This is a genomic window from Chitinophaga sp. 9-1-y, from assembly GCF_059511905.2.
This window is the reverse complement of the sequence record NZ_CM197955.1, coordinates 5,507,223-5,520,087: the sequence shown is the minus strand read 5'-3', so window position 1 is coordinate 5,520,087 and position 12,865 is coordinate 5,507,223. Positions and strand designations below refer to the sequence as shown.

Genomic DNA, 12,865 nt, shown 5'->3' with positions numbered 1-12,865 from the left:
TAATCGAAACAAACTTAATAAAATAATTTAAAAAACAACAACCGTTGGTGTAATTAGTTATTAAAAGCAAGCAGGTTATGCCGGGCAATCAGGCAACCGCCAATAATACCGGCCTTTTCATGCAGTTTAGACATCCGTAACTGGGTATCATTATTTACCAGGCTCAGTGAATACTTGTTCAGCGCACTGCGTATAGGCAGCCGGATATAGTCGCCCGTATCAGCCAGGATACCGCCTATAATCACGAGTTCCGGGTTAAAGAGATTGATGAGCACAGAAATACCCCGGCCTATTTTTTCTCCCAGTTCCGCAATCAGCTCTATGCACAGCGTGTCTTCCTGTAGGGTAGCCTGTATAATATCAGATACGCGCAGGTTCTCCGGCAGCTGCTTGCCATGCAGCAGGGCAGAGGTGTGCCCCTGTTCAATTCTTTCCCGGAACATACGTACCAGCGCCTGCCCGGAGGCTTCTGTTTCGAGACAGCCCTTCTTGCCGCAATGGCAAATGATTTCGTTGGAGAAAATCGGGATATGCCCAAACTCGCCACTGAAGCCGGATTTGCCCCGGTAAATCTTGCCGTCTATCATAATCCCCAAACCAATACCGTAGTCCAGGTTCAGGTATAATACATTCTTTTCGTCATGTACGGTGCCGTTGTAAAACTCGCCATAGGCCATAGCCCTGGAATCGTTTTCCACAAAGGTTTTGATGCCAATCGCATTTTCCACGATCTGGCTCAGCGGCTCTTCATTAAAATGGAAATAGCTGTAGCTATACCCTTTCTCGCTGTTGATGCGCCCGGAAAGATTCAGGCAGGCAGCAAAAATTTTCTTCTTATCAACAGATACATTATCTATAAAGTGAAGAATAATGCTGATCAGTTCTTTAAAAGACTCGGGTGTATTTGCCAACGTAAAAGGGACGTGCATCTCCGAGGTCACCAGCTCCTTCTTAAAATCCAGCAGGCCGATGTTCACGTAGAAGTTCTTAATGTCTACCCCCACAAAGAAGCCACATTCGGCTACCAGGCCGTACATACTGGCCCTGCGCCCTCCTTTGGAGTCGTCTTTACCATAGTCCTTTACAATGCCGTCGGTCATCAGTTCATTAATAAGACTGGTGGTTTTGGGGACGCTGATATTCAGGGCGATGGTTAAATCTGTAATGGTGCTGTTGCCCGACTGATCAAGGTGATCAATGATGGAGCGCTTGAGGGATTTATTCTTATAGGCCACACCGGCCAGGTTCTCTTCTGAAAAGATCTCAAATATGCTTTCCTGGGTTGTCATGCAGTAAATATGATATTTTTTCTTAAAAGTAGTATTTAATTAATAAAGTTATTCAAGTTGTCATGAAATCACCTTTAATAATAAAATATTTTACGAACCATTGCTTTATAATTAAAATAATAATAAATTAGCCTTCGAAAATAAAATAATTTAAAAAGAATGCAACCAAAAGTAGCCGATCGACCGGAAGAGACCACCCACGAATTGAATACTACCTATTATGCTGGTTTATATAGAACCGAATTACTCGATAATATTTTGCCATTCTGGGTCAACTTCAGTAAAGACGAAACCAATGGAGGATTTTATACCTGCCTGAACAGAGACGGCAGCGTATTTGATACGGATAAATTTATGTGGCTGCAGGGCCGCGAGGTATGGACGTTCAGCCATATGTTCAACCACATCGCACCCCGCCAGGAATGGCTCGACATGGCCCTGCACGGCGCCGCCTTCATGGAGAAATATGGCCGCAACGAAAAAGGCCACTGGTACTTCTCCCTCAACGAACAAGGCCAACCACTGGTGCAAGCCTACAATATTTTCAGCGACTGCTTCGCCGCCATGGGATTTGCCGCACTCGACAAAGCCGCTCCCAGCGACCGCTTCAAAGAAATCGCCCTCGATACTTTTGAAAGTATCCTGCTCCGCCAGGACAACTGGAAAGGCAACTACAATAAAACCTTTCCCGGCACCCGCCCCCTCAAAGGCTTCAGCTTACCCATGATACTCTGTAACCTGTCGCTCGAAATGGAACACCTGCTCGGCGCCTCCCGCGTGGCCGCATTCATTCCCACCGTGGTACATGAAGTGATGGACGTATTCTATCAACCAGATAAAAAACTGATCGTTGAAAATGTATACGCCAACGGCACCTTCTCCAACAGCTTCGAAGGACGCCTCGTCAATCCCGGCCATGGCATCGAAGCCATGTGGTTTATCATGGACCTCGCCAAAAGAATGAATAATCCGGTTCTCCTCCGCCAGGCCTGCGATATCATGCTAGATACCCTGGAATTCGGATGGGATAAGGAATTCGGCGGCATCCTCTATTTTAAAGACATCCTGGGTCATCCACCACAACAACTGGAATGGGACCAGAAACTATGGTGGGTACACGTAGAAGCATTGGTAGCCCTGGCCAAAGGCTATGCCTATACCGGCGATCCACGCTGCGCCGCCTGGTTCAAAAAAGTACACGACTATACCTGGCAACATTTCCGCGATGCAGAACATGGAGAATGGTTCGGATATCTTAACCGGCAGGGAGAAATACTACTGCCACTCAAAGGTGGAAAATGGAAAGGTTGTTTCCACGTACCCAGAGCACTATACCAGGTAGCTACTACTTTCTCGTAGTAACGTGTTACTAACTATGATTTAAAAATATCCCTGTAAAAGTAATCGCAAAAGGCAATCACTAACTGCTAACAGCTAAAAGCTAACAGCTGAAAAAATCCAAGTTATGAATAAGCGTAAACCAAATCTAATGTGGCGCACCTGCCTGCTGATGATACTACTGATCATACAGCAAGGGATAGCGCAGGCACAACAACAAGTGCTCAAAGGTACCGTCAGGGACGAAAAAGGAAACGCCCTTCCGGGCGCTACCATCCTGGTAAAAGGTACACAGAAAGGGATGGTGACAAATGCAGACGGAACTTTTAGTCTCCCTGCCAACGGTCCGCAAACCCTGCAGATATCGATGACAGGCTTTACCACCATCACCATCAATGCCACGCCTGGTCAATCCTTCAACGCGATACTGAAGGAAAATTCAAAAGACCTGAACGAAGTAATGGTAGTAGGGTATGGTACACAAAAGAAAGCTTCCCTTACCGGCAGCGTGGCGCAGATATCTTCCGCAGAGCTGAAGAAAACACCGGCCATGAACCTGACCAACGCTCTGGCAGGCCGCCTTCCAGGATTGGTAGCCAGCCAGACTTCCGGCCGCCCCGGATTTGACGATGCCACCCTGCTCATCCGCGGACAAAGTACCTACAACAGCAACGCGCCGGTAGTGATTGTAGATGGCGTGGAGCGCTCTTTCGGCAGCCTCGATCCTACAGAAGTAGAAAGCATCACCCTCCTGAAAGATGCTGCTGCCGCCGCTACCTATGGCGTACAAGGCGCTAACGGCGTTATCCTTGTCACCACAAAAAGAGGCGTCACTGGCAAACCAGTTGTATCCTACGACGGAGAAATTACCCGCACCGCCTTTACCCGTTTCCCTAAATTCCTCAACGGACCAGATTATATGTACTGGTTCAAAAAAGGAGAACAAATGGATAATGACTATCTCACCGCTACCGGCGGAGATCCTATTCCATACACCTATTCCGATGCACAGATTGCCGCCCTGCGCAACGGCACCAATAAAGATCCTTACCTCGGCAACACCGACTGGACCGGCATGCTCACCGGTAGAAAAACAATGGCGCAACACCACAGTGTAAGCGTAAGAGGCGGCAGCGATAAAATCCGTTATTTCTCCAACGCCAGTTACCTCAACCAGGAAGGCGTGGTAAAGGGATCTGACTACAAACGCTTCAACGTAAGAACCAATGTAGACGCTACCATCAGCAAAACTTTTTCAGTAGCTTTTGATCTCGGCGCACGCCAGGAAACACGCAACAGCACCGGTATCCCCGCAGATGATGGCGAATACATGAACCCCTTCTACCAGGCAGTAAGAGCACTACCCAATATTCCTGCAACCGTTGATGGCACGCCTACGGCTACACGCTCTAACTCCGGTATCGTAAACCCGCAGGCAGTGATTGAACAATCCGGCTGGCAACGTTACGTGACCAGCACCTTCCAGGGCGCGTTGACTTTCACCATGCACGTACCTTATGTAAAAGGACTGGACCTCAAACTGATGACAGCCTACGATAAATCTTTCCAGGAATTTAAAAGCTGGACTACGCCGTATACCATGATGGTAAGAGAACAAAGCAGCACCGGCTTCTACTGGAATCCTTCCCTGCCGCCGGGTATCAACATCAATACGGTACGTCAGTCGCAGGGCAACAACGCGCGTCAGACTTTCCAGCCCAGCATTCAATATAGCACCGAAGTGGGCAAGCATAGTATCAAAGCACTGGCCTTATATGAATATTCTCAATACGATAGAAACGGCTTTTCTGCCGGTGGTAGCAACCTGCCATTAACAGAACTGAAAGAAATTGATTTCCGCGACCAGGACAACAAATACATTGTACAACCTACGGGTAACAGTGGTACCAATGCCCGCTCCGGCCTGGTGACCAGGATTAACTACGCTTACAAAAACCGCTACCTGCTGGAACTGGTATCCCGCTACGATGGCTCTTTATATTTCCCGGTGAATAACCGCTGGGGCTTTTTCCCGGCGGCTTCTGCGGCATGGGTGCTGAGTGAAGAACAATTTTTTGCCGGCCTGAAAGAAAAAGTAGACTTCCTGAAATTAAGGGCTTCGTATGGTAAAACCGGTAACGACCGGGGTATTGGCGATTACCAGTACCTGCAAACTTTTTCATTGTCAGCAAACCCGGTAGTAGTAATCGGTGATAAATCTGTATCCGGTATTTATTCCGGTAGTATTCCTAACGCCAATCTCAGGTGGGAAAAAGCTTACACCACCAACGTGGGTGCAGATGTAAGCCTGTTCAATGGTGCACTATCTGTCACCGCTGATTATTTCTACAAAATTACCAAAGACATACTCGATGTACAAGGTAACTTATTCCCACCTTCCATGGGAGGCTACTATACACAGGTGATCAATCGTGGTATGGCCGATGTACGCGGGATAGACCTGCAGGTTACCCATCGCCATAAAGTAAACAACAAACTGGATTATGGAGTGACCGGTAACTTCAACTGGTCGCGCAATAAAATCCTGGTAAAAAATGATCCGGATGGATGGCCCGCCTGGCAGAGAACACCGGGAAGAAGTATCGGCGAAAAGAAAGGATTTATTTCTGAAGGTTTATTCCAGAACTGGGATGAAGTCAACAGCTGGCCTTCTTCACCCAGTGGTGGCGCGGCTCCCGGCTTTATTAAATATAAAGACATCAACGGTGACGGTAAAATTACTACCGATGATATTACTTACATGGGCCGTAGTAACATTCCGCAAATCATGTATGGTTTAAACCTGGAACTGCGTTATGGCATTTTTGATTTCTCTGCCTTAATACAGGGAGCAGCTTTGGTAGATGTGTCACTCGGTGGTGAATATGAAGGTTCATCCGGTACCTGGGGCGTGAATGATAACACACCGTTTACCCGTCCGTTTTATGGCGCTGGTAACAGTCCGTACTATCTCGTGGAACAAGCCTGGACCCCGGACAATCCAAATGCCGCCTTCCCCCGCTTAACCGCTGACCGCGCAGGATTTCCGAATCACAATGGCTGGGCTAATTCACAATGGGTAAAGAATGGCGCCTATGTACGTTTGAAATCAGCACAGATTGGGGTAACCGTACCTGCGCCTGTTTTGAAGCGACTGAACATTGAAAAATGCCGCTTCTACCTGGCAGGGTTTAACCTCATCACGCTGGATCACCTGAAGTACATGGATCCGGAAATGCCGAATGCCAACAATGGCTTCTATCCGCAACAACAGATGATGTCTTTTGGCGCTAACCTTACTTTCTAAACCGGAAAAGAAATTACTTATGACCACATTTCGCTCAAATATAAAAAAGGCCCTGCTGCTCCTGTTCGTACTCTCTGCCGGCATGCAGGGATGTAAGCTGGATGGTATGCCCGGCGATCGCTATACCGATGCGGCCATCTGGAAAAATGCCAGCAGCGTGGACCTGTACATGTACGGCATGTACGACCAGTTTAAAACATTTTCTTTCGGCCAGTTTCCCATCGGTTACAGCAATGCCACCGATGCACTGACCGACCTGGAGAAATATACCTCCAATACTACCGGCAATGGATCAGTGAACAAATTGATGTACAACCCGGCGCAGGTGAATGCCACCGCACCGGGTATTTCCTTCTGGGATGGAGCTTACGGGAATATCCGCCGCATCAACGAATTCCTCAATGGTATGCAGCTCTATGCTAAAATCAATGCGGAACAAAAAATACAGTACGAAGCAGAAGCACGCTATATCCGGGCCTATTCCTATTTCTGGCTGGCCCGTATCAATGGAAGCGCCATTATTCTCGATAAGCTTCCTGCCGGCCAGAGCATAGCCCGCAGCAGTGAAGAAGAAGTATGGAACTTTATTACGCAGGACCTCACTTTTGCAGCAGCTCACCTGCCGAAAGAATGGCCGGCTGCACAGAAAGGCCGCGCTACGCAAGGCGCCGCTAACGGACTGCTGGCACGGGCATGGTTATACGCTGCTTCGGTAGCAGAGTACGACAACAAACAATTCAACAAGGATCCTCTCACCGGCGTACCCGCTGCAAAGAAAACGGAATACTACCAGCATGCGGCAGATGCTGCGGCGGCAGTAATCAACTCCGGTGTGTATGAACTGGAAAGCGATTACAGTAAACTGTTTACCAATAACAACAGCAAGGAAACCATCTTTGCCCTCTATTATCAACGCCCGGGCGTGACCCATCAGCTGGACTACTTCTTTTGTCCGCCGGCAGATGTAGACGGTGGTGGGGCTACCGGCGTACCTACGGCGGAACTGGTAAACGAATATGAAATGGCAGATGGCCGGAAATTCTCCTGGTCGGAAGCAGCCATGGCAGCCGATCCGTATACCGGCCGTGAACCGCGCTTCTACGCCAGCATTTTATACAATGGCGCCAGCTGGAAAGGTCGCGTATTGAATACCACACCGGATGATAAAATTGAAGGCTACATCGATTTTAAAGTAAATACCGATCCACGTAAAACAGTAACGGGCTACTATATCCGCAAAATGCTGGATGAAAGCAACAGGGACATCCTGGTACTGGGTAGCAACCAGCCATGGATAGAAATGCGTTTTGCAGAAATATTGCTGATTCATGCAGAAGCACTCACCAAACTGAATCGTATTCCTGAGGCTAAAATATCATTGGATAAAGTACGTAACAGGGTAAAGCTGCCAGGCGTAACGGCGGCTACGCCGGAAGCCATGATGGCGGCTATTGAACACGAACGCAAAGTAGAACTGGCCTTTGAAGGACATCGTTACTGGGATTTGCGCCGTTGGCGTAAAGCACATATTGTGCTGAACAATGTGCGTTTCCACGGTCACAAGGTGACCGGAAATGGTAGTGGCTTCAATTACACAGAAGTAGACTGCGACAAGGAAAACCGCTATTTCCCCAGCTCCTTCTACTATATGCCTATCACACAGGATGAAATTATCAAGAATCCTGCGATGAAACAAATTCAGGGTTGGTAATTACTATGCGTAACAATAAATGACATGAACATGCGAAATATATTCATCATACTGGGACTAGGCATAGCGGTTACCGCCTGCCGCCAGCCGGAACCTATCTTCCCCAAATCAGACAACAGTCTGCAGGATATCTGGGTAGGGCTTCCCGGCGTTAAAGATGCCAAATTTGATCCCGTTTACAGTACCGCACGTGATACCGCGTATATCAATGTGCCTTATTTCTACCCGGAGGAATCGGACAATGAAACCGATATGAAACAACTGGTACTCCGCGCCAATATTCCCCTGGATGCCGTGGTAACGCCGGCATTGGGCGTGCCGATGGATTTATCTAAACCGGTGAAGCTGGAAATAAAAGGTGGTACCGGTGAGAAAAGAAATGTAGTAGTGGTGGCAAAAAAGGTCGGAAACACGGACATCAAGGGCGCTACCATACACTATTTGATGGATGGAGAGGAAACAGAAATGGAAGCCGTGATAAAAGGTAACGACGTTATTTTTTACATCCTGCCGGGAGTAGATGTGAGTAAAGTGAAAGTAAGCGTATCGGTAAACAGTCATTCCACTACTTCCGTATCGCCGGATGCTACGCTGAACCTCTCTGCCGATCTGCCTTTCACCGTAAAGAGTATAGACGGTATCGTAAAGCAGTATACTATGAAAGTAATGCCGCCGGTGAAAAAGCCGTATGGTATTGGTATTACACGTAAGTTGTTTATTAAGCTGGGTGCAGCTTCCGGCGGCGGTGGTATCAGCACTAACTATACCGAAACCAGTATGGCCGTAAGCGGTGATTACCTCGTGATTGTGAGCAATACCAATCCGTCTAAATTGCGCCTGTTCAATCGTACTACGGGCAACTATGTACGTGATATGCCATTACCTGCCAACGATTACTATTCCTTCCAGATGCAGAACGATAGCACCGGCGCTTTGCTGGGGGCTACTTTCGCAGGCAGTGGGGATAAGTTCCGTTTATACCGTTGGAAGAGCGCTACCGATGCCGCGCCGGAAAAAATCCTGGAGTGGACCAATAATACCGCCTGGGGTGGTGTAGGCCGTAGGGTAAGGATTTATGGAGATGTGAATAAAGACGCGGTGATCTATGCTACAGCCTCCCTTACAAATGACATCTACAAGTGGCGTATCCACGATGGAAAAATTGTGAATGCAGCGAATGCGCCGGATGTTAATGCAGCGCCGGTAATCGCTACCTATGCCTCCGGTTCCGGCAGCTTCGGCTACCTGGCGGATGCGGTACCTACCGATGTATCTTTCAGCAGTACTTACTTCCTCAACTATGGTAGTGAAATAGCCATGGTGAATGGTGGCAGCAACATACGTACATCGGCGTTCAATGGCGATGCCGCGGGTAACATCTTCCATGCCCCTTCCCTGTATTTCCACTTTAATAACGCCAGTTACCTCGCTATCCTGAAGTATACTTCCTGGAGCCTGAACGGTGGTAACATCGCGTTGTTCGATGTAACCGATCCTGCGGCTATCAGTATGTCGCCGGCTAATCCGAATTATGGTACGTTCAACGTATTTAATTCCGAAGTGATCAACGGACCGGCAGATAACGGTAATGGTACCGGCGATTTGTGCGTGTCTTTCTCCGCCGACCGATCCAGTGCCTATATCTATATGGTGCTCACCAACGTGGGCATTGTTGGTTACGAACTCACTACTTATTAATGATCAGCCACGCGCTTGCGCGTGGCATTAAAATAATGCGTTATGATAAAATCAACATTCCTGTATGCCTGCTGCCTCTTAATACTGGCAGCAACAGGTTGCAAAAAAAATAACGATACACCTCCGGTAGATCCGGGCAACGGAACAGACACCATTCCTATCCCTACCGGAAAAAAAGAGGCGATTGTATGGATAGACCTGAATGCAAATGTATTCGGTACCTATGGCCGTTTCAATGATACAGCGGCTATCCGCAAAACATTGGATACCCTGCAGCAAATAGGTATTACCTCGCTGGTGGTAGATGTAAAGGAATCTTCTGGTCATACTGTTTTTCCAAGTGCGTATACCAAAAAAGTAGGTAGCCATAACGGTAAGTCGTTGCCCGCAGAGGTAGATTACCTCGACTTCATGGTGAAAAAAGCCAAAGAGAGAAAATTCAAAATATACGCGTCTGTGATGACCTTCGTAGAAGGTGACAACGATGATAAAACAGGTGCTGTATTTGAAGATCCTGTCTTTAAGAATAAGTACCAATCGATCGTATGTGACGTAAATGGTAAACGTATTCCTATCACGGAAACGGGTCGCCCGGGATTTGTAAATCCCGCTTACCCGGAAGTACAGGATCGTATCATCAATATCCTGAAAGAGATTGTTACCAAATACGCGGTAGATGGCGTTATCCTCGACTACGGCCGGTATGCCAACATTGACGCTGATTTTTCTGACTACAGCAAAACACAGTTTGTGCAGTACCTGAAAGAGGTGTTTCATGACCAGAATGCCAACTTCCTCAACTTCCCGGCAGACATTGTAAGTTCCTGGAAAACAGAAAGTGGGCAAACCACCCCTGCGGCCACCGGTAAGTACTACAAACGCTGGCTGGCATATCGCATGAGTGTGATCTACCACTTCGTGAAAAAAGCACATGCCGCTGTGAAGGCAGCCCGTGCAGACGCCTTATTTGGCGCTTATGTAGGCGGCTGGTATGGCGATTATTACCCGGTAGGGGTGAACTGGGGTAGTCAGCAATATGATCCGTTCAATGATCCTAAGATCCGCATGGACTGGGCCTACCCGCAAACCAAAGAATATGGGTATGCAGAGGAACTGGGATTACTCATGACGGGGAATTATTTTTCACAGCTATACCTTGCCGATAACCCGGCTACGGCTAACTTAACCTATAACTGGTGGAGTTTGGAAGGATCGCTGCGAGGCGGTCGTTATGTGACCCAGGGTAAAGTGCCGCTGGTAGGTAGTATTGATGCCGGCAATACCAGCTGGAATCAAAAGTCGGATATCCGCAGGGCGATTAAATTAATTCTCTCACAAACTTCCGGCGTAATGATCTTCGACCTGGTACACCTGTATGCACCACAGTATAACAAATTACAGCAGCCATTATGGGACGAAGTAAAAGCAGGATTACAGCCGTAAGCATATGAAGCAGCGTAATCAAAGCCTGGATGCATTAAGAGGGCTGGCTATTTTTGCCATGGTCTTGGCCGGTAGTATTGCCTTTGGCATATTACCGGCATGGATGTACCATGCGCAGGAACCGCCTCCTACGCATGCTTTTAATCCTGCACTGCCGGGTATTAGCTGGGTAGACTGCGTGTTCCCTTTCTTTTTATTCAGCATGGGCGCCGCGATTCCCTTCTCCCTACAGAAAAAAATACAGGCAGGGACCCATGTGGGAGCCATTTTGGAAACAGCGTTGAGACGATTCCTGTTACTGGTGTTCTTTGCCTTGTTTAGCCGGCAGATGACCGCATCGGGGTTAAGTAAGCAACCGGGCGCCATGGAATACGGATGGTCGTTGTTATCATTTGCGCTGTTATTTGTGTTGTTTTACCACGGGAAATCGATAGCATGGCGGGCGTTGAAAGCCGCTGCCATTATCATTACAGCGTCATTGCTTTATTGGTTGCCGTTTGAAAGTGGGCAGGGGTTTTCATTATACAACAGTGATATCATTATCCTGATCCTGGCAAATGTATCACTTGCCGGAACACTGTGCTGGTACGTTACGCGCAACCGGCCATTGCTCCGTATAGCGCTGTTGCCGGTGCTCATGGGGATTTTTCTCAGCGGAACACAGGACGGCAACTGGTGCCACACTTTGTTGTCATGGTCGCCGGTGCCGTGGATGTATAGTAGTCATTTTTTGAAATACCTGTTTATCTTGTTGCCGGGCACACTGGCGGGAGACTGGATGTTGCAATATGGTGCGGTACAAACCATACCGGAAAAGCAATCGCTCCGCTATCTCCGATGGGCCGCGGGATGTGCAGCAGTGGTGCTGATCGGAAATATCTGTTTGCTGTTTGGCCGGCATACTACGCTCAATTTTCTATTGACCATAGCGGGTTTGAGTGGATGTTACGCGGCTATCCGGAAAACAGATGCAAATGAATTCCCACTATTGCATCTATTTTTGAAAGCAGGTGCTTATCTTGTTGTACTGGGCTTATGTTTTGAGTCATTTGAAGGAGGCATCAAAAAAGATCCGGCCACGTTTAGCTATTACTTTGTTACTGCCGGCCTTGCGTTCCTGGCATTAATAATTTTTTACGCATGCCAATATAGTAAAGCAGGAAATGTGGTTGTCCATTACCTGGCCATGGCCGGCCGCAACCCCATGGTAGCCTATGTAGCAGGCAACCTGTTACTGCTGCCGTTGTTACACCTCACCGGCGCCATCATACTTTTTGAAAGAATGGGGCAATCGCCGGGGTGGGGGATGGCACGGGGTGTATTTTTTACCGGTATTGTATCAGCCGTTGCGGTGTGGTTTACCCGCCGGCAATGGTTTTGGAAAACATAAATTATATGAAGAAGATATCAACCATGCTGCCTATGCTTTTGATATGCGCGATGACGCGGCTGTTGGCACAGGATTCCAGCTATCATAATTATTTGTACGATAGTCGTACCGCCTATTTTAAACAATTACCCATTGCAAAGAAACCGGTTATTTTTTTTGGAGACAGTATCACGCAGTGGGGCGACTGGTCAGAGTTCCTGGGCAAAGCCAACATCCTGAACCGGGGTATTGCAGGTGATAATACCAATGGCCTGTTGGCCAGGGTAGATGAGGTGATCCGGCATAAACCTGCCCGCCTGTTTATACTGGTTGGGACCAATGATATCAACAAGCAAATGCCGGCAACGGCCATTGTGGCTACCTATCGCCGTATTATTGCGGCAGTGCAGTCACAGTCGCCCGCCACCCGCATTTATGTACAAAGCGTATTCCCTGTCAACAACCAGCTCATAGGCCGTCAGTATTACAGCGGTACCAATGAACAAATCAAAACGCTCAACACCGGTATTCAACAGATGGCGACGGATCTGCACATCACTTTTGTAAATATTTACGATGCCCTGCTGGATGGCAGCGGACAACTGGATGCAAAGTATACCTATGATGGGCTGCACCTCTCCGGGGAAGGCTATCTGAAATGGGTCAGCGTGTTGCAGCAACAACGATTAATTTAATTCATCTATTAATAG

The 12,865-nt window shown here is 48.0% G+C and carries 8 protein-coding genes; 7 read left to right on the top strand and 1 reads right to left on the bottom strand.

What is annotated here, in order from left to right; genetic code table 11:
- Positions 1-53: 53 nt before the first annotated feature.
- On the bottom strand, positions 54-1,289 hold the full coding sequence (locus AC5ZC7_RS21755; protein ID WP_496158941.1) for an ROK family protein: 1,236 nt from the start codon (positions 1,287-1,289) through the stop codon (positions 54-56).
- A gap of 159 nt (positions 1,290-1,448) precedes the next feature.
- On the opposite strand from AC5ZC7_RS21755, the gene AC5ZC7_RS21750 reads away from it, so the two are divergent.
- The 7 genes from AC5ZC7_RS21750 (at position 1,449) to AC5ZC7_RS21720 (ending at position 12,850) form a co-directional block, all read left to right on the top strand.
- Positions 1,449-2,648, top strand: a complete 1,200-nt coding sequence (locus tag AC5ZC7_RS21750; RefSeq protein ID WP_496158942.1) for a n-acyl-d-glucosamine 2-epimerase — start codon at positions 1,449-1,451, stop codon at positions 2,646-2,648.
- 106 nt (positions 2,649-2,754) lie between these two features.
- Entirely contained in the window at positions 2,755-5,934 is a 3,180-nt protein-coding gene (locus AC5ZC7_RS21745) for a SusC/RagA family TonB-linked outer membrane protein (protein ID WP_496158943.1), read from the top strand.
- 19 nt (positions 5,935-5,953) lie between these two features.
- On the top strand, positions 5,954-7,645 hold the full coding sequence (locus AC5ZC7_RS21740) for a RagB/SusD family nutrient uptake outer membrane protein (RefSeq protein ID WP_496158944.1): 1,692 nt from the start codon (positions 5,954-5,956) through the stop codon (positions 7,643-7,645).
- Between the two features lie 30 nt (positions 7,646-7,675).
- Positions 7,676-9,343, top strand: coding sequence for a DUF5018 domain-containing protein (locus AC5ZC7_RS21735; RefSeq protein WP_496158945.1), 1,668 nt, complete (start codon positions 7,676-7,678; stop codon positions 9,341-9,343).
- Positions 9,344-9,385: 42 nt separating this feature from the next.
- Positions 9,386-10,786 (top strand): family 10 glycosylhydrolase, encoded by a 1,401-nt coding sequence (locus tag AC5ZC7_RS21730; protein WP_496158946.1) that lies wholly within the window; start codon positions 9,386-9,388, stop codon positions 10,784-10,786.
- Between the two features lie 4 nt (positions 10,787-10,790).
- On the top strand, positions 10,791-12,176 hold the full coding sequence (locus AC5ZC7_RS21725) for a DUF5009 domain-containing protein (RefSeq protein ID WP_496158947.1): 1,386 nt from the start codon (positions 10,791-10,793) through the stop codon (positions 12,174-12,176).
- 5 nt (positions 12,177-12,181) lie between these two features.
- Positions 12,182-12,850 carry a GDSL-type esterase/lipase family protein gene (locus AC5ZC7_RS21720; protein WP_496158948.1) on the top strand — a complete coding sequence of 223 codons (669 nt, stop codon included), beginning with the start codon at positions 12,182-12,184 and terminating at the stop codon, positions 12,848-12,850.
- The last annotated feature ends 15 nt before the right edge of the window (positions 12,851-12,865 follow it).

What these genes read in the sequence shown, in the direction of transcription:
- AC5ZC7_RS21720 (WP_496158948.1), top strand. Translation starts at nt 12,182, where the DNA reads ATGAAGAAGATATCAACCATGCTGCCTATGCTTTTGATATGCGCGATG.
- AC5ZC7_RS21755 (WP_496158941.1), bottom strand. Translation starts at nt 1,289, where the DNA reads ATGACAACCCAGGAAAGCATATTTGAGATCTTTTCAGAAGAGAACCTG.
- AC5ZC7_RS21745 (WP_496158943.1), top strand. Translation starts at nt 2,755, where the DNA reads ATGAATAAGCGTAAACCAAATCTAATGTGGCGCACCTGCCTGCTGATG.
- AC5ZC7_RS21750 (WP_496158942.1), top strand. Translation starts at nt 1,449, where the DNA reads ATGCAACCAAAAGTAGCCGATCGACCGGAAGAGACCACCCACGAATTG.
- AC5ZC7_RS21735 (WP_496158945.1), top strand. Translation starts at nt 7,676, where the DNA reads ATGCGAAATATATTCATCATACTGGGACTAGGCATAGCGGTTACCGCC.
- AC5ZC7_RS21725 (WP_496158947.1), top strand. Translation starts at nt 10,791, where the DNA reads ATGAAGCAGCGTAATCAAAGCCTGGATGCATTAAGAGGGCTGGCTATT.
- AC5ZC7_RS21740 (WP_496158944.1), top strand. Translation starts at nt 5,954, where the DNA reads ATGACCACATTTCGCTCAAATATAAAAAAGGCCCTGCTGCTCCTGTTC.
- AC5ZC7_RS21730 (WP_496158946.1), top strand. Translation starts at nt 9,386, where the DNA reads ATGATAAAATCAACATTCCTGTATGCCTGCTGCCTCTTAATACTGGCA.